Origin of the sequence: Pasteurella oralis, from assembly GCF_002850605.1 — a bacterium.
Lineage (GTDB): Bacteria > Pseudomonadota > Gammaproteobacteria > Enterobacterales > Pasteurellaceae > Pasteurella > Pasteurella oralis.
The window spans coordinates 244051-270294 of record NZ_NXGB01000003.1 but is presented as its reverse complement, the minus strand read 5'-3'; the positions used below and the strand labels follow the sequence as shown (position 1 = coordinate 270294).

The following is a 26244-nucleotide window of genomic DNA, read 5'->3' as shown; positions in this document are numbered from 1 at the left end:
ATGCAGTTAACACTTCCTTGCCAGCATTACAGTTCCAATCATTGTCGCTCTTGCCAATGGCTAGAATACCCTTATTCCAACCAACTTGAGCGCAAAACACAGCATTTAAAACAACAATTGATCCATTTAGATTGTTCACAAGCAACATGGCTTGTACCTTATCAATCAGCATTAAGTGCGTTTCGCAACAAAGCGAAAATGGCAGTTAGTGGTGTGGTCGAACGTCCAATTTTGAGCCATCCACAAAGTTATGTCGATTTAACGGATTGCCCGCTTTATCCAACACATTTCGTTAACATTTTTCACATTTTAAAAGACTTTATCGCACGAGCAGGTTTAGTGCCTTACAACATTACAAAACAAAAAGGGGAATTAAAGTATATTCTGCTCACAGAAAGCCAGCTTGATGGTGGCTTAATGCTGCGTTTTGTATGACGTTCAGAAACAAAATTACCCTTAATTCAACGCGAATTTACAGGCTTGTTAAATAAATTACCGCAACTAAAAGTAGTAAGTCTAAATATCCAACCACAGCACGCTGCCATTTTAGAAGGTGATAAAGAAATTTTTCTCACTGACCAACAAACACTGAAGGAATCTTTTAATCAAATCCCACTTTTTATTCGTCCACAAGGATTTTTTCAAACAAATCCGACTGTTGCTGCGGGTTTATATGCGACTGCACAAAATTGGATAGCAAACTTACCTATTAAAACGCTCTGGGATCTTTTTTGCGGGGTTGGTGGCTTTGGCTTACATTGTGCAAATGCTTTACAACAAGCCAATCCAACTAAAAAAATTGAATTAATTGGTATTGAAATTTCTGCTTCAGCTATTGCCGCAGCGACACTCTCTGCCCGCCAATTAGGTTTAGAAAATGTACGCTTTCAATCTCTAGATGCCACACATTTTGCGCTTGAGCAACATCAAACACCCGAATTAGTGATTGTCAATCCGCCTCGACGTGGCATTGGCAGTAAACTTGCGCAATTTCTCAATCAATTAGCACCTGATTTTATTTTATATTCAAGTTGTAATGCAGAAACTATGGGCAAGGATTTAGGTGATTTAACTCATTATCAACTTGAAAAAATTCAGTTATTTGATATGTTCCCACACTCTTATCATTATGAAGTATTGTGTTTATTAAAAAAGAAATGAAAAACGGTGGACAATTTCCACCGTTTTTAGAAAGCACGTGTTAATCTAAACGTTTAGAAAGCGCTAACCAATCTGCTTTAAATTCGCGGCGCATATTGTTAATCGCATCAATAATGTCATGGTGTACTAACTGCTCATTTTGAATACCCACGCAATAGCCACCTTTACCTTGCATTAACAAATCAACCGCATAAACTCCCATACGAGAACCTAAAATACGGTCAAAAGCACAAGGCGTACCACCACGTTGAATATGTCCTAAAATAGTTGCCCGAGTTTCATGTTTCACACGCTGTTCAATTTCGCGAGCAAGCTCATTCACATCACAAATCAATTCAGTAATCGCGATAATCGCATGACGCTTACCTTTAATAATACTACGTTCAATTTGTTGAATAAGTTCTTCACGATTGAAAGCAACTTCAGAAGCAACAATATATTCACAGCCACCAGCAATCCCTGCAGAAATCGCTAAATCACTACAATGACGTCCCATAATTTCGACAATCGAAATACGCTGATGAGAGCTTGAGGTGTCACGTAAACGGTCAATTGCTTCTACTGCAGTTTCAAGTGCGGTTTGATAACCAATGGTATAGTCTGTTCCTGCGACATCATTATCAATAGTCCCAGGAATACCAACACATGGGAAACCATGTTCTTCAGTCAATAATTTTGCGCCCATGTAAGACCCATCACCACCAATCACAACTAAAGCATCAATACCATGTGAGCGTAAAATTTCTGCACATTTTGCACGTACTTCTGGATTTTTAAATTCAGGAAAACGGGCAGAGCCTAAAAATGTACCACCACGGTTAATAATATCTGACACACTATAACGAGTCATTTGTTTGATTTTATTGTGATATAAACCATAGTAGCCTTCATAAATGCCATATACTTCTAAACCTTCCGCGAGCGCAGAACGCACAACACCACGAATGGCGGCATTCATACCTGGCGCATCACCACCACTGGTTAATACTGCTATTTTCTTTATCATAACCTAAACCTTTTAAACTAAAAATGAATTCAAAATCGTCGCTAAGATTACACTATTCACTGCAACTGCTCTAGCAAAATTTATCAAAAAACTAATTACATTTGATCTAGTTTCGCATTTTCCAATTTTTCAGCCTGAACCACACTCGTTGGCTCATGATGAATCACAATATCTACTAGCGAAAATGCTTGACGCAAGCGCTGTTCAAGCTGTTCTGTAATATCATGTGCTTCTAAAAAAGAGAGATGATCATCCAACTCTAAATCAAATTGAATAAAACGCACAGCACCAGATTGACGCGTACGTAAATCATGGAAGCCTAAAATCCGCTTATCCCATAAAATAATTTGTTCAATTTGTTGGATCTCATTTTCTGGCAAAGCGCGATCTAATAACAATTGGACTGCCTCAAATAACATTTTAAGTGCACTTATCAGAATATAAATCGCGATTAAAATTGCGCCAATCGCATCAGCAAGCATAAAATCAAATACTGTCAAAATTAATGAAATTAAGATTGCCACATTCATAAATAAGTCTGTTTGATAATGTAAGCGATCAGCTTTAATAGCAGGGCTTCCCGTCTTTTTCACAATTCGACTTTGGTAATAAACTAATGCGGAAGTTACTACGATGGAAAAACAAATAACAGCAATACCTAAATTTGTATTTGTTAAAGGTTGTGGTTCATTAAAACGATGAATCCCTTGTAATAATAGAAAAACAGCAGAACCAGAGATAAATGCACTTTGAATAAGAGAAGCAAGTGATTCTGCTTTACCATGACCAAAAGAATGGTTTTCATCGGCAGGCATTAACGCAAAGCGTAAAATGAGCATATTAAGAAACGAAGCTGCCAAATCTAAAGTGGAATCAACAATTGATGCCAACATACTGACTGAACCCGTTTCCCACCAAGCAAATCCTTTTACAACAATCAACATTAAAGCAGTATAAACAGCACAATTAGCCGCTTTTTTCACTTGGGAAGAATAAATCTGTTCTTCCATTTATGCACAAATCCATTGCCAATCACGATTTTTAACACGTTTCATTTCTTTTTCTACCACATACTTCTTCAAATAACGTACAACTTTCTCATTACTCATATTGCGGATCTTCTTCGTTCTTGGCACTTTTAATGAATACTGATATTGCACAAATCCACAACCTTGTACTGTTTTACCTTTAGCCACATCGACTTGCCAATCATTATTTTTAACCGTTGGCTCATAGATAACGAAAGCATATAAACTGTCATCTTGTATTTGTAATTTAAAATTCTTCACACCTGTATTTTGGTAAACTCGTTCGCGTAAGGCAACTCGCTCATCTAAGGTTATTTTCGCTTTATTACGATCCAATAATAATTCCACCGCACTTTTCCAACGCGCTAAACTTTCCCCCTTTTCCAAATAAAAGAAACGTGCCATCGGTCCTAAATCTTGCTGCGCGACTAATTCATAAGTATGCTTATTATGTACAATTTGCTGTGGTGCTGAAAGTTGCGGTACTGCTGCACAGCCACTCAATAAAAGCCCTAAAAGTGCGGTCAAAATTAAGAAAATTTTTTGCATATCATTCCACCAAATCACGTTTAAACACTAACTCTGTTTCACTAGAACTTGTTGCATCAAACCAATAGCCAGCCAAATCAAACTCTTTTAACTGTTCAACTTTGGTTAAACGATTCTGAATAATATAGCGGCACATTAATCCCCTTGCTTTCTTCGCATAAAAACTGATGACTTTATATTTACCATTTTTATTATCTAAAAACACAGGCTTAATAATGGTTGCATTTAATGTATTTTCTTTCACTGACTTATAATATTCATCTGAAGCTAAATTAATTAACACATTATCCCCCTGTTCATCAAGAGCTTGCTGCAATGAAGCCGTGATAATATTGCCCCAAAAAGCATAGAGATCTTTGCCTTTTTTATTGGCTAACTTTGTTCCCATTTCTAAACGATAAGGCTGCATTAAATCCAACGGTTTTAGTAAACCATATAATCCAGATAACATACGTAAATGTTGTTGAGCAAATCGCACATCTTGGTGTGATAAACTTTCTACTTCTAATCCCGTGTAAACATCACCTTTAAACGCGTAAATTGCCGCACGTGCATTCTGTTGATTATGTTCTTTCTGCCATTCTGCAAAACGTGCAAAATTCAAGCCTGCAAGCTTATCACTAATTGACATTAATGAAGCTATTTGATCTGGTGACAGTTGGCGACAAACTTCAATTAATTGCGCACTATAATCAGTTAAGTGCGGTTGAGAAAAATCAAATTTTGGTACCGCACTTTCAAAATCTAAGGTTTTTGCTGGCGAAATAATAGCTAACATATGTTTATTTCCTATCTCAAATTGAATTTAATTGCCATTGAATTGGTGCTAATCCTTGCTGCACAAGATACTGATTTGCTTTAGAAAAATGATGACAACCAAAGAAACCTCGATGTGCCGACAACGGAGAAGGATGTGGCGCTGTTAATACGCAATGTTTCTGGCGATCAATAAACTGCCCTTTTCTCTGTGCATGACTTCCCCAAAGCAGAAAAACGACATGCTCACGTTGCTCATTTAATGCGGCAATTACACGATCAGTAAAAGTTTCCCAACCAAAATTAGCATGTGAGTGAGCTTGCCCTTGTTCAACTGTCAATACAGTATTTAACATCAATACGCCCTGTTCTGCCCAAGGAACTAAATATCCGTGATTTGGAATTTGAAAACCAGCGATATCCTGTGATAATTCTTTATACATATTGACTAAAGAAGGAGGAGGAGCAATGCCCGGTTTCACTGAAAAAGCCAAACCATGCGCTTGGTTTGGACCATGGTAAGGATCTTGTCCTAAAATAACTACTTTGACTTGTTCAAATTCCGTTAATTGAAAAGCGCTAAACACTTCTTGTGGAGGAGGATATACAACTCGACCAGATGCTCTGGCTTGATGAACTAACGCAAGAATTTGTTTAAAATAAGGCTGCTCTTTTTCTATACCAATGACATCTTTCCACGTTCTCATTTTTATCTCCTCTTGTTATCTCCTTTCAGCGAATTGCTGATTATAAATAACTTCACGCAAAATTGACAGTTACAGAATTACTCATGTTAAACAATTGTTTATTTATTGTTAAATAAAAGTTTTTTTAAAATCATAAACTTACTGTTAAACTTGATTTACATCAAAATTAAAAAATTACTCGAGAAAAATACCTTGTCCTATGTCAAAACAATTTGAAATCATCAAAATTTTTGATAAAATCCTGACCAATTTAAACTGATTAACAAATCGCCAACTTAGGAGGCATACAATGATTAAAGGTATTCAAATTACCCAAGCGGCTAATGACAATCTATTAAATTCATTCTGGTTATTAGATAGCGAAAAAGGTGAAGCGCGTTGTTTATGTGCTAAAGGTGAATTCGTTGAAGATCAAATCGTTGCTGTAAGTGAATTAGGTCAAATCGAATATCGTGAGTTACCAGTTGATGTTGCGCCAACAGTAAAAGTAGAAGGTGGACAACACTTAAACGTTAACGTATTACGTCGCGAAACATTAGAAGATGCGGTTAACAACCCAGAAAAATATCCACAATTAACAATCCGTGTTTCAGGTTATGCAGTACGTTTTAACTCTTTAACACCTGAACAACAACGTGATGTAATTACTCGTACTTTCACTGAAAGTTTATAATTTTCTATCACTTACCTATCTTATAAAAAATGCCTCAAATTGATATGAGGCATTTTTGTTATCTTAAAAACTATCTTAACTGAACCTATTTTATTATGCTTATTAGCTATTGCTAGCGAACTAATGAATATTCAGGTAAAATCGTCCAGTTTAACTTTATCGAATTTTTAATGAATAAAATTGATTCAAATATGAAGAATATACGTAACTTTTCAATTATTGCACACATTGACCATGGTAAATCGACATTATCTGATCGCTTAATTCAAACTTGTGGTGGCTTATCAGATCGTGAAATGGAAGCGCAAGTTTTAGACTCAATGGACCTAGAACGTGAACGTGGTATCACAATTAAAGCACAAAGTGTTACTTTGAATTACAAAGCCAAAGACGGTGAAACATACCAATTAAACTTTATTGATACACCAGGACATGTCGATTTTTCTTATGAAGTATCTCGCTCGCTTGCTGCTTGTGAAGGCGCATTACTTGTTGTGGACGCGGGACAAGGAGTTGAAGCACAAACGCTCGCTAATTGCTACACTGCTATCGAAATGAATTTAGAAGTCGTGCCAATTTTAAATAAAATTGACTTACCAGCAGCAGATCCTGAACGTGTGGCAGAAGAAATTGAAGATATCGTGGGTATTGATGCAATGGAAGCAGTACGTTGTTCTGCGAAAACAGGACTTGGTATTGAAGATGTATTAGAAGAAATTGTACATAAAATTCCCGCACCAGAAGGTGATCCTAATGCACCGTTACAAGCATTAATTATCGATTCTTGGTTTGACAATTACTTAGGGGTTGTTTCCCTTGTGCGGATAAAAAATGGCACGTTACGCAAAGGCGATAAAATTAAAGTGATGTCAACAGGACAATCTTACAACGTTGATCGTCTCGGTATTTTCACACCAAAACAAGTCGATACAACTTTGTTGAACTGTGGTGAAGTTGGCTGGCTTGTTTGTGCGATTAAAGATATTTTAGGTGCGCCTGTTGGTGATACGCTAACATTACACAATAATCCTGCGACGTCAGTATTACCGGGCTTTAAAAAAGTTAAACCACAAGTTTATGCTGGCTTATTCCCAATTAGCTCAGATGACTATGAAGCATTTCGTGATGCCTTAGGCAAATTAAGCTTAAATGATGCTTCCTTATTCTATGAACCAGAAAATTCAACCGCGCTTGGCTTCGGCTTCCGCTGTGGTTTCCTTGGTTTATTACATATGGAAATCATTCAAGAGCGTTTAGAACGTGAGTACGATTTAGACTTAATCACAACTGCACCAACAGTTGTTTATGAAGTCGAACTGACAAGCGGCGAAGTGTTATATGTTGATAGCCCATCTAAATTACCGCCATTAAACAACATTACTGAAATTCGTGAACCAATTGCAGAATGTAATATGTTATTACCACAAAATTATTTAGGTAATGTGATTACATTATGTGTTGAAAAGCGCGGCGTACAAACCAACATGGTTTACCATGGTAATCAAGTTGCCCTGACTTATGAAATTCCAATGGGAGAAGTGGTGCTTGATTTCTTCGATCGCTTAAAATCCACTTCTCGTGGCTATGCTTCATTGGATTATGGATTCAAACGTTTCCAAGCTGCCGACATGGTACGAGTAGATATTATGATCAATGGCGAACGTGTTGATGCTCTTGCTTTAATCGTCCACAAAGATAATGCTCAATATCGTGGTCGTGAATTGGTAGAAAAAATGCGTGAATTAATTCCACGTCAGCAATTTGATATTGCAATTCAAGCCGCAATTGGTAATCACATTATTGCACGTTCAACAGTAAAACAATTACGTAAAAACGTGCTTGCAAAATGTTATGGCGGTGACGTTAGCCGTAAGAAAAAACTGTTACAAAAACAGAAAGAAGGTAAAAAACGAATGAAATCATTAGGTAACGTTGAAGTACCACAAGAAGCCTTCTTAGCTATCCTACATGTTGGAAAAGATAAATAAGGAACTATTATGTCTAACTTATTTCTCGTGATTTTATTGGCAGTGGGGTTTGGTATATGGAAAGTATTAGATTACTTTGCATTACCAAATACCTTTTCTATTTTGCTAATCATTTTCACCCTCATTTCTGGTATTTTATGGTGCTACCACCGTTTTACGGTGCTGCCAAAACGTGCAAGACAAATTGCGCGCGCTGAACAACGCTCTGGGCAAGCATTAACTGAAGAAGAAAAAGCCAAAATTGAGCCTATTTCTGAAGGAGGTGAATTTATTGCCTCACTCTTTCCTGTGCTTGCGTTTGTATTAATCTTACGTTCATTTTTATTTGAACCATTTCAAATTCCCTCTTCATCAATGGAACCAACCTTGCGTATTGGCGATTTTTTGGTAGTAAAAAAATATGCTTATGGCATTAAAGATCCAGTATTCCAACATACATTGATTGAAACAGGTAAACCTGAACGCGGCGATATCATTGTATTTAAAGCGCCTCTGCAACCCAATGTAGATTATATTAAACGAGTGGTTGGTACTCCAGGCGATAAAGTACAATATAATGAGTATACACGCCAATTAACTCTCACTTATGCTAAAGCTGGTAAAGAATGTACCCTTGACTGTGTTACTAAGGCATTTACCTACAGCCAACCCGTAGAAAATCCTGAATTTAACTTCATTATTGGGCGTAATCATAAAGGCGAATACTTATATGGTCCTAGTCCATTAGAAACAACCGAAATAGGTGATGTGACTCACCAAATTCATTGGTATCCTAACCCTGAAGAAATCGCCAATGAAGGATTCCGTTATAAAGCTTATCGCACAAAAGACAATGGTGTGACAGAATGGGTTGTTCCTGAAGGTGAGTACTTTGTGATGGGTGATAATCGTAATAATAGTGAAGATAGTCGTTTTTGGGGATTTGTACCAGAAAAAAATATTGTTGGTAAAGCAACCTATATTTGGTTAAGTCTAGATAAAAAACAAGATGAATGGCCAACTGGCATTCGATTTGAACGCTTATTCACAGAAATTAAGTAAGAGAGAATGAATCAAAATTTAGAACGTTTACAACGCAAAATTGGTTATCACTTTAATCAAATTGCATTATTAAAACAGGCATTAACTCATCGTAGTGCAGCAGTTAAACACAATGAACGTTTAGAGTTTTTAGGTGATGCTATTTTAAATTTCACTATTGCAGAAGCCTTATATCACCAATTTCCTAAATGTAACGAAGGTGAATTAAGTCGAATGCGTGCAACGCTTGTACGTGAACCCACACTGGCGATTTTAGCGCGCCAATTTGAACTTGGTAATTATATGGCACTGGGACCAGGTGAACTGAAAAGTGGTGGATTTCGGCGTGAGTCCATCTTAGCTGATTGTGTAGAAGCTATTATTGGTGCAATGTCTTTAGATAGCAATCTCGAAATAGCGAGTAAAGTGGTACAAAATTGGTACCAAGAGCTGTTAAATCACATCAAACCGGGTAATAATCAAAAAGATCCTAAAACACGTTTACAAGAATATTTACAAGGTAAACGTTTACCACTACCAACTTATAATGTCATTGATATAAAAGGCGAAGCGCACTGCCAGACATTTACTGTTGAATGTAATATTCAAAATATCGACCGCACTTTTATTGGTGTGGGTTCAAGCCGTCGTAAAGCAGAACAAGCCGCGGCAGAAAAACTCTTACAAGAACTGGAAAACAAATGACAGAAACAACTTTAATGGACAATCAACAAACTTACTGTGGCTTTATTGCGATTGTTGGTCGTCCAAATGTCGGTAAATCGACCTTACTCAATAAAATCTTAGGGCAAAAAATTTCGATCACATCACGTAAAGCACAAACCACGCGGCATCGTATTGTAGGGATTCACACTGAGGGTGCATATCAAGCTGTTTATGTCGATACACCAGGCTTACATATTGAAGAAAAGCGAGCAATTAACCGCTTAATGAATCGTGCAGCAAGCAGTGCTATTGGTGATGTTGATTTAATTATTTTTGTTGTCGATGGGACGCATTGGAATGAAGATGATGAAATGGTGCTCAATAAACTCCGTGCTGCAAAAGCCTCTGTTGTATTAGCTATCAATAAAATTGACAACATCAAAAATAAAGAAGAAATGTTGCCGTTTATCACTGAACTCACTGCCAAATTCAATTTTGCTCATGTTGTACCTATTTCTGCAGAAAAAGGTAAAAACATTGATGAACTCGAAAAAATTGTACGTAATTCATTACGTGAAGGTGAACATCATTTCCCTGAAGAATATATTACAGATCGTTCACAACGTTTTATGGCTTCTGAAATTATTCGTGAAAAACTCATGCGTTTTACTGGAGATGAATTACCTTACTCTGTTACTGTCGAAATCGAACAATTTAAACTCAATGAACGTGGGACTTATGAAATCAATGGGTTGATTCTCGTTGAACGCGATGGTCAGAAAAAAATGGTGATTGGTAATAAGGGGCAAAAAATTAAACAAATTGGAACAGAAGCCCGAGCAGATATGGAACGCCTTTTTGACAATAAAGTACACTTAGAACTTTGGGTAAAAGTGAAATCTGGTTGGGCTGATGATGAACGAGCATTACGTAGTTTAGGCTACATGGATGAATAATCTTTTAAATACTTAAGAGAAAAATATTGCTATGCAATATGAAAATTAATAAAAGCAGCTATAATAGCTGCTTTTTGTATATTTAAAGATTAGTTTTCTTTCACTCTCTTAATTAAAGCTCACTAATCAAATGCGTTCTACTTAATATTGGCTCTCTGTTTTAGGTAAATTGAATTATTATTGCTATCTACTCCATTGCCAATCCATCTATATACTCATACATAATTCCGCTTCTACATTACTAATGTGTTAAATCACTTTAAACTAACAATAAAAAAACTAGAGTCTTACTACAAGACTCTAGCTTTTCATTATTGTTTTAGAAAAATGTGATTAATTATTCAATTATCATTTTGCTCCTTTTCTAATAACATTTTGATAAATAGGTTCTTCTTGAGATTTCTTACCAACTTCTGCATAAATTGTCTCCTCACTAGAAGAAATGACTTGTTTTGTCTGCATTCCTGAAGCTGGGAATTGTAAATCCGCATAAACAGGTTCTGTGGTTGGTACTCGGCTAACCTGCTCTACAACCTTATCACTTCTGGTTTTCAGCTGTGACTCAGGAATAATCCCTTTACTCAATTCTTGTTTAGATTTTTGTAGCTTTTCTGAGGCGTTAGGTGTGCTACCTTTTACTTTAGAAGCCACTTCACCATAAACAACATTATCTGAACCTTTAGGCTGAGAACGATTTGTTTTATGAGAGAATTGTAAGTCAGCATAAGTTGGCTCTGTCGTAAGTACATTGCTAACTTGCTCTACAATTTTATCACTGCGTGTTCTTAGCTGTGATTCTGAGTAAAAACCATCAACTTGATTTGATTTTCTGTTTTTATTTACCTGTGCATAAATTGCATTTGGATCTGCAATTTGCTCCACTTTTGGCTTAGGTGGTTGCACTGGTTTTCTCGCGTTGGTATTTGCTTGTTTCAAAGCAGTCTCTTTACTTGCAGCTGCCTTATTAGGTAATGCAGGTAACGGTTTCGCTTTTCTCACCGTTGCGACCTCACTCACATGATGCTTCTGGATATATTCTTGTAACTCAGGTGATTTAAATGGATTTTCAATCACTTGGTTTCCAATCACAAACCGAGTAGAAGACATCGTTGGATCCTGTGCATACAACGCTCTTAAGTTTTTCGCTTCTGAACTATTATAGTGTTTATCTTTAGGATTGAAGGCTTTCTTAATATTATCCATATTAACTTTCATATCCTTAGAAATACTACGATCTTTCGTCACGATTTTATCTAATGGGAAATAGAACGCATCTTTTTCGCTATTACCACCAAGATGTTCAATTTTAGGTCCCTCAGCTTTTACTTTTCGTTTGAACAGATTTGGCAATAATTGTTTTTTATATGCCGTACTTTGCTCGCCACTTACCGATGCAGTATTATTCGCTGTTGGAATCTCTAATGTTTTGAGCGGATTCTCAATAACATGATCCTTAATAGTGAATTTCAAGTTCGGATGATCTTTGTAATTTTCATACAAATATCTTAGCTCTCTTGAAGTCACAGAATCATAATGCGGATTACTTGGTTCAAATACCGCTTTTAAACGATTCAAATCAATTTGCGTATTTTGTTTGAAAGTCGCGGTATCTGTCGCAAGACCATCTAATGCAAAATAGAGCTGTCCACCACGTTCAAGCGTTTCTTTTGCAATAAATTTCGTTTTTTCCGTAAAGAAGTCCATTCTTGCATCATTTAACGCATTTTGTGTCTCTTTATATTCACGAATTGCGCGATTTTCTGCAGTAGTATAATTTGAAGATTCTTGTAACTCTTCCATATCGAATTTATCATTCTTTCTCAAAGCATCATACATATTTTGCTCTTGATCAGTAAGCGTCGCAATTCTCTTCAATGCATCCACTGCATTCTCATTCTTAATCAATTCACGAATAATACGTTGATTATCTTCAATATTTGCATCATTAATACGATTTTTAGAATCATCTCTACGTGCAAGTTTTGCTGTAGGTTCATTAAATGAAGCAATTTCTTGAATATCTTGCTCAGTTACATTGCCTGATTTGACTTGTTTCGCAAATGAGCTTAATTGAGAAAATTCAAAACCTAAGTTTAATTTACCAATATAGCTATCTGCTAAAATCGCATTTTTGCCTTCAACATCTGCAGCATTGGCTCTAGCAATTAATTCTTTTCGCCCTTGTTGCAATCCATAGATTAATGCATTTTCACTCAAATCAGATTGAGCCGCTCTAGGTGATTCTAAATTATTGAGTTTGTTTGGTAAGTGCTCAATAGTTTGAATTTCCTGAACTTTTCCTTGATAACCTCTCTCGACTAATTTACTTAGCTCTTTGCTCAAACTATGACCTGAACTGAATGCTTCTCTTTCTAATGGCTGTTTTTTATAAGCCCCGAAATTTGATACATCCGCATCAATATAATAGTTTTCATTTAATGCCAATAAATTAGCATCCTTTTTCAAGTTGTCAGAAAGGTTCTTATCATATTTATTTTTAGAGATCTGAGCTTGATCATGGTGTGTTAATTCATGAACAATCGTATCTAGAATCTCTTGATTATTGCGTTTCTTACTTCTTAAGAAGCTTGCAATAGGTGTTGAATTCATATGCACTTCATCATTAGAATAATGTCCTTGTCCCATAGATAATGGTCCATTCTTAGTATTTAATTCTAATTTTGCTTTCGTACCTTCAATACCCGTTACTTCTTTAAGCGATTCACGCTTTGCAGTTTCAACAATATCAAACAATTTACGAATACCTTCTTCATTACCAGAAAGTTTTCCTTTCATCAAATCGTGGAATTCTTTGTTTGAATCAAGCTTCTCAATAATTTTCTCATTGATTTGCTTTCTTGTTTCTACATAACTTTCGTCAAATTGGATATTTTTCAGAATTTTACCCATACTCTTGACATTTTCACCTTCGAAACCTTGTATCACATGCTTATTCGGCAATACTGCACCAGCTTTATGCTCTTGCTGTCTTAAAACACGTCTATCTTCTGAACTCATACCATTAATGAGTTCATCGGTTGCTTTCAATAGATGCTCTTTGGGAAGGTTTTTAGACTCTTTAGCAATAAGAGCTAATTTTTTCTCAGCCTCCTTCGCACTATCCGTAGATTTTGCTTTTTGTCTGACTTTCTCAAATTGAGCATCTACATCAGTCACAGGTTTTGGAATGTAGCTGGTATTTGTTATTGCAGTCACCACATTATCTTTTGCGACATAACTTTCACCACGCGTTTCATCTCTTTTTATCTGATGTGTTTCATCAGTCAAGCGACTTTGCGAATCTGACTTAATGCCTGTTTTAGCATTAATATCAGATGCGTCTGCTGCTGGTTTAACTTTACTTGTGTTATTTGTCGTTTTTGCTGGTAATTCATAATTCACAACGTTAAAGAAACGTTTGCCATCTTGTTTACCAGCATAACCACTCTTATTCCAAAACGCGTCTTTCAACCATGCTTCAAATTTTTGATGGCTAGGGAAAGTCATTTCACCGAAGTTTGGATCAAAGAATACGACTTTTTGTCCTTGAATCGCAGCTGAAACTGTATGTGACCCCCCCTCAAGATTGATAGAGATTTTCTTCACAGCAGAAGTTTCATTACCAGTATCTAAAATTGCTTTTGATAATGCTGAAACGTCTGTTTTTGAAACAGTGCCAGCGACTTCATCACGGCGACTTAAGTTACCAAATTTTTTCTCTTTTGGCACAACACCTTGCTCTTGTAGCCAACTATCAGTTAATTTAAATTGCTGAGTTGCACTACCACTATTAATAAATTCAGTTTGAAGTTTCTTAATAGAATCAATCGCTTCTTTCTTCAAGTGTCCTTTTTGACCACCTTCATATAAGCTTGTCCAGAAATTGTCATCTTGAGGATCAACTTTCTTCGCAATCCAGTGAGCACAAGTTGACTCACACACACCATGTTGCGTTTCTAGATGTTTTACAATTTCCTTATAAACTTCGCCTTTAGATTGTGCATATTTAAAGCTCACTTCACCGCCATATTCTTCTACTGACGAACGAACCGCATCAATTTTGCCTTTCACCTTCAGTGGTTGGAATTGGTCTTGCACTTGTTTCAATACACCACGTGATTGTTCAACTAATTCTTTTTGTTGAATACGATCACTCACAGGTGTTGCTTTCGCAGGTGCTTGAGCTGTATTTGCTGTATCAGCAATCTCTGCATCTACTGGCAAACTTCTGAATTTTGCGTCAATGTTTCCCTGTAGAGTTGCACTATCATCTGCCATTAAATCAGCAGAACGTTTTGGTAAGGCTGGAGCCTGCTCTTCTAATTGCACTTTTTGAGTAACTGGTGGTTGTGCAGCAGCTGCCTCATCCCCTTTCGCTTTTGCTCTTGCAAGTGCTTCTGGACTCTTATCAATAGTTGCATACAAACCATCATCTACTTTAATTTTGTTTAGAGCAGTTACTGACTCTTCAGCTGTACGAGCTTTTGTACTTGCTTGTGCTTGACTTTGAGTTATAACTTCAGAAATATCCTCATAGTCACTACCATTGCTTTGACGCGCTTTAGCACGTGGTTGTACTTGTACTACAGCTTCTGTGACTTCAGCATAATCACTGTTAGCAAGTGAACGAGAACGCAATTGTGCTCCTTCTGCTACTTCTGGTTGTACAACGACACGTGTTTTTGCCACACCATCTGCATCATTTTCAACAATGACTTTCACTTTTGGTTTTGGTGCTACTGGTGGTTTTTCTTTCGTTTTCGCGGTAGTAACTATACTATTAGTGTCATTATCACTCTCTACTAGAGCTTTAAATTTCGGCTTCGGTGGCACTGGAGGTTTTCCTGTTTTACCTGCATTTTCACTCGTTGAAGCAAATTCACTTGTGCGAGGAGGTAACTCAGGCGCAACATCTTCTTTCACCTCAGCAACTTTCGGTTTTGGGTTCGCGGCTTCTGCTGCATCACTTCGAGCATTCGCTTTAGCACGCGCTTCCGCACTTTTATCTACTGTTGCATAGATAGGCTCTTCTGTTACCACTTTATTCACAACATCATCTTCAACAACCGTTGAATGACGTTTTGCTGTCGAAGCAAAATCATCTATGTCTGCATAATCGCTGTCACGACTTGCTTTGCCTTTCACCTCTGACGGTAATTCAGGTAAAGCACGTGTTGCTTTGCTATTAGATGGTGCAACCACATTACCAATTTCTGCATAATCACTTTCATCACTCACTGTGTTTTTCACACGTGGCTGTGTTGAAGCTTCTGGTAAAGGTTTTTTACCTAACTCTGTTAAGAATTCTTTCACCACTTCTGCACTGGTCGCTGATTTCGCTGATTTCAAAGTTTGTGGAATAATTTGTGTTTCAAAGTCTGAATTAAACTTCGTAAATGGCGGATAACCTGCATCTAATAACAGTTTATTCACGATTACGCGTGCCATACGACCATTACCTTCCGCAAACGGATGGTAAGCAATTAAGCGTTGATACACTAAGCCTGCTAATACACTTGGCTCAACACCTTGATGTTTCGCTTGGTTAATGAAATCCACAGTTTCACTTAATTGGATTTTTGACGCTTCTGGACTTGAGAATACTGCATTCTCTTTCGTCAAGGTCTCTTTCTTATACAACTGACGATCGCTGCCTTCATCTGGGCGTAAACCATGATTGAGTTTTTCAACCATCTCAACTGTTAAGTCTTTACCTTGACTGCTCTTCAAGAATTCTTCAATGGCACCTTGTACTTCCTCTTTTAATTTCGGATTACGTTGGATCGTTTTTGACGTTTCAGCCAATGCTTCAGTAATATTTTGTGTTTTAACGCTCACATCATCTATTACATCACCTTTCGGTAATTTCTTCACTAAGCCTTGAATTTCTGAGAACTCTTCTACTGATGGCTTAAAGCTCACCGCATCATTGATACGTTTTTCTACTTTACGCGCACCATCTGTCAGGATCTCATCAAACTCTGGTGAATTACCCATTTGTTTGATGGTTGCCTCTGGAATACTTTTCTTAGCTGCTTCTCTGGCTTCATCTAAGAACTTCGCATTTTTCAACACATTACTTTCAAAGCTTTCGTTGCGTTTATCTTCTAAAGCTAAGAGATTTTTCAGATTAATATTATCTTCTAAATCATCATAACGTGGTTTCGCTGCGGCTTGTAGATCTTGTTCTGCCGTTTTAGCTACTTTAGAGGATTGCGCATGAGCAGAATCCTTTCCAGTAAAGAATTGTTTAACACGTTGGAATAACGACGATTTTTCTGCTTGCTCTGAGGTAGCCTCTTCAGATTTTACCTTCGCCTTTTTATTTCCGCCTGCTGCATCTTTTAACTCTGGGCGAATTGGTAATAATGGCGCAAAATCCTCTTCTGCTTCAGAAGTTGCAACTTTCGGTTTTGGGTTCGCGGCTTCTGCTGCATCACTTCGAGCATTCGCTTTAGCACGCGCTTCCGCACTTTTATCTACTGTTGCATAGATAGGCTCTTCTGTTACCACTTTATTCACAACATCATCTTCAACAACCGTTGAATGACGTTTTGCTGTCGAAGCAAAATCATCTATGTCTGCATAATCGCTGTCACGACTTGCTTTGCCTTTCACCTCTGACGGTAATTCAGGTAAAGCACGTGTTGCTTTGCTATTAGATGGTGCAACCACATTACCAATTTCTGCATAATCACTTTCATCACTCACTGTGTTTTTCACACGTGGCTGTGTTGAAGCTTCTGGTAAAGGTTTTTTACCTAACTCTGTTAAGAATTCTTTCACCACTTCTGCACTGGTCGCTGATTTCGCTGATTTCAAAGTTTGTGGAATAATTTGTGTTTCAAAGTCTGAATTAAACTTCGTAAATGGCGGATAACCTGCATCTAATAACAGTTTATTCACGATTACGCGTGCCATACGACCATTACCTTCCGCAAACGGATGGTAAGCAATTAAGCGTTGATACACTAAGCCTGCTAATACACTTGGCTCAACACCTTGATGTTTCGCTTGGTTAATGAAATCCACAGTTTCACTTAATTGGATTTTTGACGCTTCTGGACTTGAGAATACTGCATTCTCTTTCGTCAAGGTCTCTTTCTTATACAACTGACGATCGCTGCCTTCATCTGGGCGTAAACCATGATTGAGTTTTTCAACCATCTCAACTGTTAAGTCTTTACCTTGACTGCTCTTCAAGAATTCTTCAATGGCACCTTGTACTTCCTCTTTTAATTTCGGATTACGTTGGATCGTTTTTGACGTTTCAGCCAATGCTTCAGTAATATTTTGTGTTTTAACGCTCACATCATCTATTACATCACCTTTCGGTAATTTCTTCACTAAGCCTTGAATTTCTGAGAACTCTTCTACTGTTGGTTTAAAAGTCACCGCATCATTGATACGTTTCTCGATTTTACGCGCCCCTTCAGTCATGATGTCATCAAACTCTGGTGAATTACCCATTTGTTTGATGGTTGCTTCTGGGATGTATTTCTTCGCTGCCTCTCTTGCTTCAGCCAAGAACTCAGCATTTTTCAATACGGTTGTATCGAATGCTTTATTACGCTGATCTTCTAACGCCAATAACCCTTTCAGATTCAGATTATCTTCTAAATCGTCATAACGTGGTTTAGCATTCGCTTGCGCATCTTGTTCTTCAGCTTTTGCCGATTTTGAGGCTTTTACTTTCTCTTTTGTTTGTTCTTTATTTGAACTACTTGTAAAGAAGTCTTTGACTTTGCTGAGCCAAGATTTCTCTGTTTTCTCCGCTTTTGCAACAGCAGGAAGTTCAGTTGTTGTATCTTGTGTTTCAACTTTCTTCGCACGATTACTATTGTTATTTGTATTCGCTTCAGTTGGTGTAGATTGCGGTTCTACTACAGAAGCATCAATTTGTGAACGCGATTTATTTGCTACATGACCAATTTCAGCGTAATCACCTTCTGAGTTCTGCAATTGACGAGACTTCGCTACATTATCGCTTGGTAAGTCTGGCAATTCACGTTTCGCTCTCGAATTTGGCTTCGCTACACTTTCTTCAATTTGAGCATAATCACCCTCTGTAGTAATACGATTTTTGCTCAACGCCTGCGTGGTTGGTACTTCTGGTAATGGACGCTCAGCTTTCGCTTTCACACTTGACTCAACATCTGCACTTAGATCATTAGGGCGTTTAGGCAATGCTGGTGCAACATCATCTTCAACACGCGATTTGCTCACTGGATTTTGCGCTGCAGCTTCGTCACCTTTAGCTTTTGCTCTCGCACGTCCTTCTGGTGTCTTATCAAGCGTAGTATATACATCTTCCGTGCTTGATGATTTCGCTTTCACACCTGAATCTACTTCCGAGCCTAACTCATTAGGGCGTTTCGGTAATGCAGGTGGAAGATCATCCTCAACACGCGCTTTGCTCACTGGATTTTGTGCTGCGGCTTCGTCACCTTTAGCTTTCGCTCTTGCACGACCTTCTGGTGTTTTATCAAGTGTCGCGTACACATCTTCCGTGCTTGATGATCTCGCTTTATTGGCAGTTGACTCAAAAATCGACTGCACTTTAGAGTCAACTTGTGCATTCTCTTCACTGATAGCACGTCTTGAGCGTGAGCGTGGTTGCTCTACTGTTGGAGAATCTGTATCAAAAGATGGAATAGTTTCATAATCAGATTCAACACTTCTTGGTTTGACTCTTGGCTGAGCTTGATCACCACCATCTAGTGGGATAGATTCATAATCAGACTCATCAGATTTTGATTTCGCTCTTGGCTGAATAGTTGCTACATCATCAATTTGAGAATAAATACCTTCACTGTCAATAGATTTTACTTTCGCATTTGGTGCTTCTGGTAATGGACGTTGTGTTCTACTATTCAATGAACTAACGTCTTCATAAATATTGTCTGAAGTATCTGCAATAGATTTGGCACGGCTTTGCGCACTATTTGGTAATTCAGGTAACAGATCATTTGCTTTTCTTCTTGCACCTGTATTGATCTCCGCATAAGTACTCTCTACTTCTGCTGTACCACTGCGTGATTTCGTTGAAGGTACTTCTGGTAAATCATCATTAACACCTCTTTTTCTCGTAGCTACCGTACTATAAAGTGGGTTATCCACCATCTCTGACGATTCAACGTTTCGAGATCTTGCTGTTGGTGCAACAGAATCTACACTTTCATAGATTGGATTTTTAATATTCACAGAATCCGCATCGTCTGCTACACGAGATTTTGGAGTTGAAAGATTTGTACTACTATCGTTATCAACATGGCTATCAGACGATTTAAGCCTATTCTTCGCTTTTTGACCAAGTTCAGCGATATCGGCAACTTCAAAATTAAACTCTGTACTTGCATAAGTATCATCACGAGTAACTTCTTTTGACTTTGTTAAATCTTCAGTGACAGTACCAGAGATTTTACTCTTATCAACATTGATACCAGAAAGCGTTGATTTTTGAGTCGCAGCATAATGTTTCTGTTCAGCGCGTCCACCACGAACATTAAAGGCAGATGTACCACGTTCATTAAGTCCAACAGAAGCCCCTATAGTACCACCATCTTTATCATGGAAATCATGAATTTCGTTACTCGTAACATTACCAACAACCCTGAAATCACTGCTTTTATCATTATTAATGATATAACCAGCCTCAAGATTTAGGTCATTAATTTTACCAGTAATCTTATTTGCTTTAACACCAGCTTGTTTGTTAACTGTACGTTTTTGTTCAACTTCATTTGTATAACCCACACCAAAGTTAGCTGTTGGCTTCACAACAGTAGCTGTTGAAAGGGATGCACCTACCGAAGCATTATAATCATAACTTTCATGTTTTCTATCAACTGTATCTTGTTTCGAAATAATATTAGTTTTACCTTTTACGTTTAAATCAAGGTAATCTGCATCAATATTTGAACTTTCTAAATTAAAATTACCGCCAGCATTGATATTTACATTTTTACCCTGCAATAAACTATTGTTATATTTTTTTGCAATTTCATGAGTAAAACTTTCATTTCCTTCGGTAGTAACAGATGCACCTACATTGCAACCTGCACTCATAACACTACAACCAGCATTCACTCCAGCAGAAACTTTTTGTCTAGACTGTGTTTCTTCTATTTCAGTAGTTTTTTCTCCAGCTTGAATATTAACATCTTGTTTTGCATTCAAAGTAAGATTTGTATTTACACCACTCTCAACATTTTTTAGTGTCACACTCCCCTCTCGGGCAGAGAGGGTCACATTTCCACCAATTTTCGTACGAATATCACCAGTTTCAACTAGTTTCTTAGTTTCTTTATTAGTTTCAAAACTAATTTTTGCTGAACTACCTATTAAATCGCCTGTAATAAGATTTACAGCATCACTAACTTGTTGTAATGCGACAGTACCATCTTGTTTAATACCATTTTGTGCATCAATAAACTGTTTAGCTAAATGACTTGCAGCGTCAGCAATAGCAGAATGACCTTCTATTTCTGCACCAAATTTTGTTTCAGAACGCTGCGAATCAAGATGATATTCATCTTTTTGTTTAGTTGATTTAATTTCTTTCGCGGATAATTCAAAACTTTTTTGTGAAACATCTGATTGATATTGTTTATAAAAACCATCTGTTTTTTCGGACATTAAATCTACGATTTCTTCAGCAGTTAACGTATTAAATTTTGGTAATGGTCTTTCTTCTTTATCAGTATCAGTAGCCACTGATACATCTTTATTTTCCGTTGATGATTTACTTGACGATTCTAGTTTTCCTACTTCTGTTTGAATAAGATGCTTATTAATATCTACACCACCAATATCAGCATTACCTAGAACATGGAACTTACCCATATCAGCTTCTAAATCACTATTTGTATGCGAAAGTAAACTTTCAGTTTCTTTTTTATCACTGATCGAAAAACCAAGTAAAGCCCCTAATCCCGTATTTGTTGTTGGAGCCCCTACTGCTCCATGACGAACCGACTTACCTCCTCCACTCGCATGTGCAGATGAATAAACTTGTTCGATATGTTCTTCACGAGTTACTTCTGCCAAATTCTGACCAGCTTTTGTATTGTAATCTCCTTTTGTAATCCCTGTTAGTACACGCGCTTTAATTTTACTACCTACTTGATTAACATTATTTTCTACAGCTAAATGTAAATGATCAAACTGCGTAGTAGAAGCAACTGAATTTGCCGATGTTTTATCTTCTGTAGCGTAACCAATATAACTACCAGCTTGAGAGAATAGTTTCTCTTTTTTACTTGACCTTTCTACTGTATAAGTATCAGTAACATTTAGATCTTTTGTTTTTACAAAACCCGTTTTTCCCTTAATAACAGATGCACTAGAGTCAATTGTTGAATCTAAATCAGTTTCAAGATGGACATGCCCATCCGTTTCAATTCTTGAACGAACAACTTCTACATTACCTTTTTCATTAATATAAGAGCGTGATAAATTTTCAATTCCTTTACGACCAACTAGACGCGTTTTTTGGGAACTTAAAATATCACCTTTATTCTGGATTTTTTCTTCTGCTTCAATATGTACAGATTGACCAGAAATTGTTCCTGCATTGCGTACATTTTTCGCAGAAAGTGTGATTTCACGAGCACTAATTAATGCGGAGCCTAATCCTTTGAATTTCGCAGCATTATTTAAAGTTTGCGAAGTCAAGTATACTTGTGGCACAAACACTTCTTTACCATTAAGATTTGTTTTCACATACCACACGATATCTTGTTTTAAATTTGCTTGCTGTTCTTTGGTTAATGCACGACCGACTTCTAATCCAAGTTCTTTCGCTTCGAAATAAGAATTATCCATCAATTTTTTCACTAATTGTGCATCAGTTAAGTTGTATTTCAATGCGAGATGATTCTCAACTTTTTTCTCAATACTGCGATTAATTAATTCATGCTCAAAATAATTATCACCAATGACTTTAACAGATTTTTCACTCTCTGGTTTTGGTGCGACTTTATTGAAGAAATACTGAGAGCCAAAATAATCGTCTTGGTTAATGTATTGTAATTTAGTCCGATACAGCGGATCTGTCTCGACTTTAGGACGGTTATCATCCACATCTTTTAGGAAACGATTTTTCGACACTTCAGCTTCTTTTTTCTGTTCCTCTTCTAGAATTTTTTCATATTCTGCTAATTTTTCGAGTTCTTCTTTCTTCGCCTCAGCTTTTAATTCCGCTTCTTTTTTGGCTTTTTCATTCGCTAAACGTTGTACTTCTTTCTCTTTTGCTTGTTTTTCTGCAATCTCTTTTGCACGTTCAGCTTCTTTTTCTTTCTTTAATTGTTCTTGTTGTTCTGCCTCTTTAATTTCTTTTTGCTTTTCAACTTTATCCCGTTCTTGACGAACTTCTTCCTCTTTAAAGCCATCAAGACGCTCACGCTGCAATTTTTCTTTTTCTGCTCTAGCCTTTTCGACTAATTCTTTACGACGAGCCGCTTGCTCTTCTCTTTTCTTTGCAAACTGTTCATGTAAACGTCTTTGAACATCTCTCGGTAAACTTTCAAACTTACGATTAGCATCTCTTCGACTTTCAAAATATTCATCATCATTAAGATATTGCTCTTCTTTTAATTCAATTAACAATTCTTTTAATAATTTCGCATTATTTTGAACTTCATCTGGGTTATCATAATCTGGTTCACTTAATAGATTAGCATCTTCTTCATCTATTTTTGGAGAGTCACTTAGTTTATTTGGTTTTTTCAATTGTACACTGTCATCAATAAATAAATTTGGAACAGACAGTATTTCTGCAATTGTAGAAAGATCAATACCGTTATCATCTAAAGACTCGTCTTCAGCAATCTGAGGTCTAAATTCTGCTTTTGGTAACTCAATTACGTGTTTACCAATTTGAATAGTTTCTGAGAATTGCCCACGTTCTGAATACTCTCCATTTTGTAATGTGGAGATTTTTCCCCCTAATTTAGAGGCAAGAATTTTCGCTTTTTGCTCTGGACGATATACAAAACTGACATCTTGTTTTTCTTTAAACTCACGCCAGCGTTTAGACAGTTCATTATGAGACTTTTGTTGCCACCCAGCTCCAAACACTAACCCCATTGCCTGTTTAAATGTAGGTGAGTTGATTTCTTTTAGTAATAATGTTGCTTGAGCATTATCTGCATGGTAGCTACTGGAAGTTAAAATCGTATTTGGACTTAACAAAGCATCTAAAAAGGCTTCTAATGACTCAAACTTACGACTTGCTTTACCTGAAAGTGCGGTTAACAAAAAACGCGCTTTTGGCTGGTAATAAAATGTAATATTAGCTGGCTGTTTAAAGAAAGACGTAAGCAGGTTAGCATCTAACCCAACCATTGAGTTATCAATTTCATCGGCATCAGAATTCAAAGTACCTTTGACATTAATCACCCCATGGTTAATCATTCTCAAAGTGGATTTATCCCCTTTACCACTAATAAATTCTAAATCACCTTCTGAACGGATATAACCCATATTCTCTACTTTAACTGTAGATTTGCCTAATTCAGTTAAGTTCATTTCTAAATTATAGAAATTGTTGTGCCAACCATGGTTTGCGATATTACTGCGTCGATATAATGGAGGGATTCTTCCATCTGGTCCTGTTGTTTCAGCTCCACCAGATAACTGTACATCATTAACTAATTCGTGTGCCTTGATCAGCATTTTTTGTTTAGAAAAAATGTTACCGAGGTTATACACTAAACGATCAGCTTCTAAATTCATCTGACCATTAGTATGCAATAAGGAATTAGCTTGGTTAATGATGTTACCCGTATTATCACTGTTAGCTTTTTTAGCAAATAAACTCAGTGAGCTAGCAGCGCCTAAAATCCCCCCAACGTTATAAATGTTGCCACCTTGAGAAGAAATTTTCAGTGCCTGACCACTGGCTAGCGTACCATAATTGACAAAATTGGCAGCGACATTGATTTCAATATTAGCACTCAACTGAACATCATCATCTTTCGCAATTTCTACATTTTCAGCATTAATTTTTAGATTATCGCGAGCATTAATGAAGTTATTACCACGGCTGATAAAACTGGTTTTATCTTTAAATGTTAATTCTGCATCCCCCTTACTACTAATAACTCCTTTATTCACAAAACCTGTATTTAAACTGGCTTCTTCTTTCACTAATGTAATAGGCTTATGTTTATTCTCTTCAAAAACGGAAAAACTTTTACCTTTGGTTTTAATTTTTAATTTGCTCTCTGAATAAATCTCTTTATTATTTGCTAAATTATTAGCATCAATATCAACTTCACGTCCATAAATACGACCGTCATTAGTTAAAGTTGCTGTTTTTATATCAGCTTTTGTTGCAACCAGTTTTGCATCTTCTTCAACTTTTATTGACTTTTGTGCATCGATTTTTGCAGACTTCGCACTCACTTTCGTATTTTTTCTTAGTGTAGTTTCCTTTGCTTTAATCTCCACACTATCTGCTTTCACTTCACTACCAATAATAGTGCGGTTGCTGTTTGTAATTTTAACGGCTTTTTTAGCATGCACTTTTTTAGCATTGTCTGTTTCAGCAATTTGCTGTGTATTACCTAATTCAACATCACCATCATGAATTTCAATATGGATGTCTTCTTCAGATAAAATAATCCCGTCGTGTTTTACTCCAGCACCTTTATCCGTGACAATTAACTTGATGTTTTTGCCATGCATCGCTCCAGTACTTGCGCCAGTAATTGCAATGTCAGTGGAACTGGTGCTATTAGAGTCTTTTACAACTTCACGTTTATCAAAATCATATTTACTTTTACCTGCAATAAAAGTAATTTCTGTTTCTGCCTTCTTAGTTTTATCTTTATTTGTAATGGCTTCTTTTTGCTCAATAGTCTTCGCAACAATATCTAAATATTTCAAACCATCTGTTGCAAATCCATTCACATCAATGGTGACTTTCCCTTGTTCTACATCCAAGATCATTTTAGAAGGATCAATTTCTTTACTAGTAGTAGCAACAAAACGATCAGTATTAATAGTTTGTACACCATTTAATGTAATTCCATTTTGGTTCGCAATTACCAAATCCGCTTTTTGTCCTAGAACTTCAAGAGCCCCCTCAATTTTACTTAACTCAGATCCTTTGACTTGATTTAAAATAACTTTAGCTTCTTGTTCAGTTAAATTGGTATTTCCCTCTAAATATCCAACCAATGCAGATTTCTGTTGAGCTTTATTATTCTTAAAGACTGCACCATTCTCAATACTAAATTTCTGAAAACGGTTATCTGAAATTCCCTTACCATTAGGTTTTGCGATATCAATAACAATAACTTTATTTGATGTTTCATACAATTTTGTTTTGTCATTAGATGTTGAGTTATTATTATCTAATTTTATGAAATTATTCCCATCTTTAATTTCCGTTAATAGTGCTTTTCCATTTTCATCTTGAACAACAACATTATTTTTTTCTTGCTCTTGAGCTAACGCAGGTACTGTTGCAACCGTAAGTAACAAAATCGAAAACTGTTTCCATGTTAATTGCATAACGGAGGAAACTGGATTAAGTGCGGTTTTAATTAGCAATGAAAGGGCGGATAAATCATGTTGTTCAACGAGGGGAGGTTCCTCCGCATCCGCTTCTGAAAGACTATCTGATGAGCCATTGTTTACTGCTGATTTAATACATTCAGCAACAGGGACTAGACAACCTTTTGATTTACTAAAAATAAGTTTATAACGATTTTTATTCATAATAA

General features: G+C 36.7%; 11 protein-coding genes and 1 pseudogene. 6 read left to right on the top strand and 6 right to left on the bottom strand.

Going from position 1 to position 26244, the window contains the following annotated elements:
- Positions 1–1161 (top strand): annotated as a pseudogene (rlmC, locus tag C0975_RS05505) (23S rRNA (uracil(747)-C(5))-methyltransferase RlmC).
- A 40-nt stretch (positions 1162–1201) separates the two neighbouring features.
- Here the strand turns inward: rlmC and pfkA are convergent.
- The 5 genes from pfkA to ung all read right to left on the bottom strand — a co-directional run bounded on the left by pfkA (position 1202) and on the right by ung (position 5207).
- Positions 1202–2167, bottom strand: coding sequence for a 6-phosphofructokinase (pfkA, locus tag C0975_RS05500; protein WP_101775390.1), 966 nt, complete (start codon positions 2165–2167; stop codon positions 1202–1204).
- A 95-nt stretch (positions 2168–2262) separates the two neighbouring features.
- On the bottom strand, positions 2263–3177 hold the full coding sequence (locus C0975_RS05495; protein ID WP_101775389.1) for a cation diffusion facilitator family transporter: 915 nt from the start codon (positions 3175–3177) through the stop codon (positions 2263–2265).
- Positions 3178–3744, bottom strand: coding sequence for a hypothetical protein (locus C0975_RS05490; protein WP_101775388.1), 567 nt, complete (start codon positions 3742–3744; stop codon positions 3178–3180).
- A gap of 1 nt (position 3745) precedes the next feature.
- Positions 3746–4522 (bottom strand): peroxide stress protein YaaA, encoded by a 777-nt coding sequence (gene yaaA / locus C0975_RS05485; RefSeq protein ID WP_101775387.1) that lies wholly within the window; start codon positions 4520–4522, stop codon positions 3746–3748.
- A gap of 16 nt (positions 4523–4538) precedes the next feature.
- Positions 4539–5207, bottom strand: a complete 669-nt coding sequence (gene ung / locus C0975_RS05480) for a uracil-DNA glycosylase (RefSeq protein WP_101775386.1) — start codon at positions 5205–5207, stop codon at positions 4539–4541.
- A 289-nt stretch (positions 5208–5496) separates the two neighbouring features.
- Between ung and grcA the strand changes: the two genes are divergently transcribed.
- The 5 genes from grcA (at position 5497) to era (ending at position 10510) form a co-directional block, all read left to right on the top strand.
- Positions 5497–5880, top strand: coding sequence for an autonomous glycyl radical cofactor GrcA (gene grcA / locus C0975_RS05475; protein WP_101775385.1), 384 nt, complete (start codon positions 5497–5499; stop codon positions 5878–5880).
- 191 nt (positions 5881–6071) lie between these two features.
- Positions 6072–7868, top strand: a complete 1797-nt coding sequence (gene lepA, locus C0975_RS05470) for a translation elongation factor 4 (protein ID WP_101775462.1) — start codon at positions 6072–6074, stop codon at positions 7866–7868.
- Between the two features lie 9 nt (positions 7869–7877).
- Positions 7878–8909 carry a signal peptidase I gene (lepB, locus tag C0975_RS05465; RefSeq protein ID WP_101775384.1) on the top strand — a complete coding sequence of 344 codons (1032 nt, stop codon included), beginning with the start codon at positions 7878–7880 and terminating at the stop codon, positions 8907–8909.
- Positions 8910–8915: 6 nt separating this feature from the next.
- Positions 8916–9593: a ribonuclease III gene (gene rnc / locus C0975_RS05460; RefSeq protein ID WP_101775383.1), complete on the top strand. Its 678-nt coding sequence runs from the start codon at positions 8916–8918 to the stop codon at positions 9591–9593.
- A gap of 14 nt (positions 9594–9607) precedes the next feature.
- A complete protein-coding gene (era, locus tag C0975_RS05455) occupies positions 9608–10510 on the top strand; it encodes a GTPase Era (protein ID WP_101775461.1) in 903 nt (300 codons plus the stop codon).
- Between the two features lie 348 nt (positions 10511–10858).
- On the opposite strand, the gene C0975_RS05450 is transcribed toward era, so the two are convergent.
- Positions 10859–26239 carry a YopT-type cysteine protease domain-containing protein gene (locus C0975_RS05450; protein WP_101775382.1) on the bottom strand — a complete coding sequence of 5127 codons (15381 nt, stop codon included), beginning with the start codon at positions 26237–26239 and terminating at the stop codon, positions 10859–10861.
- Positions 26240–26244: the final 5 nt, after the last annotated feature.

Excerpts from the sequence above, each read along its gene's own strand:
- pfkA (WP_101775390.1), bottom strand. The coding sequence starts at position 2,167 with ATGATAAAGAAAATAGCAGTATTAACCAGTGGTGGTGATGCGCCAGGT.
- C0975_RS05495 (WP_101775389.1), bottom strand. The coding sequence starts at position 3,177 with ATGGAAGAACAGATTTATTCTTCCCAAGTGAAAAAAGCGGCTAATTGT.
- C0975_RS05490 (WP_101775388.1), bottom strand. The coding sequence starts at position 3,744 with ATGCAAAAAATTTTCTTAATTTTGACCGCACTTTTAGGGCTTTTATTG.
- yaaA (WP_101775387.1), bottom strand. The coding sequence starts at position 4,522 with ATGTTAGCTATTATTTCGCCAGCAAAAACCTTAGATTTTGAAAGTGCG.
- ung (WP_101775386.1), bottom strand. The coding sequence starts at position 5,207 with ATGAGAACGTGGAAAGATGTCATTGGTATAGAAAAAGAGCAGCCTTAT.
- grcA (WP_101775385.1), top strand. The coding sequence starts at position 5,497 with ATGATTAAAGGTATTCAAATTACCCAAGCGGCTAATGACAATCTATTA.
- lepA (WP_101775462.1), top strand. The coding sequence starts at position 6,072 with ATGAAGAATATACGTAACTTTTCAATTATTGCACACATTGACCATGGT.
- lepB (WP_101775384.1), top strand. The coding sequence starts at position 7,878 with ATGTCTAACTTATTTCTCGTGATTTTATTGGCAGTGGGGTTTGGTATA.
- rnc (WP_101775383.1), top strand. The coding sequence starts at position 8,916 with ATGAATCAAAATTTAGAACGTTTACAACGCAAAATTGGTTATCACTTT.
- era (WP_101775461.1), top strand. The coding sequence starts at position 9,608 with ATGGACAATCAACAAACTTACTGTGGCTTTATTGCGATTGTTGGTCGT.
- C0975_RS05450 (WP_101775382.1), bottom strand. The coding sequence starts at position 26,239 with ATGAATAAAAATCGTTATAAACTTATTTTTAGTAAATCAAAAGGTTGT.